This is a genomic window from Mesorhizobium silamurunense, assembly GCF_014843825.1.
In the GTDB taxonomy this organism is placed as follows: Bacteria; Pseudomonadota; Alphaproteobacteria; order Rhizobiales; family Rhizobiaceae; genus Mesorhizobium; species Mesorhizobium silamurunense.
The window spans coordinates 1-217 of sequence record NZ_JHQR01000437.1 but is presented as its reverse complement, the minus strand read 5'-3'; the positions used below and the strand labels follow the sequence as shown (position 1 = coordinate 217).

At 66.4% G+C, this 217-nt stretch carries 1 protein-coding gene; it reads right to left on the bottom strand.

Features of this window, described 5'->3' with window-relative positions; genetic code table 11:
• Nucleotides 1–69: 69 nt before the first annotated feature.
• A partial coding sequence (locus DH10_RS35870; protein WP_281423904.1) for a citrate/2-methylcitrate synthase occupies nt 70–217 on the bottom strand: 148 nt, incomplete at its 5' end.

The following is a 217-nucleotide window of genomic DNA, read 5'->3' as shown; positions in this document are numbered from 1 at the left end:
ACAAATTAATGGGTCCTGACCCTAGCTAGGAAGACGGTTCGGACGCGTTCCGGCTAATCTTAGAAGCCATCATCCCATTCCGGCCGGCCCGTCATAGCGGGCGCGCGGCCTGATCGGCCTGTTGCTCGTCAACTGCTCGACGGCATGCGCCGTCCAGCCGACGCTGCGGCCGAGCGCGAACAGGCGGAAGGGGGCATCGGCGGGCAGCCGCAGGCCG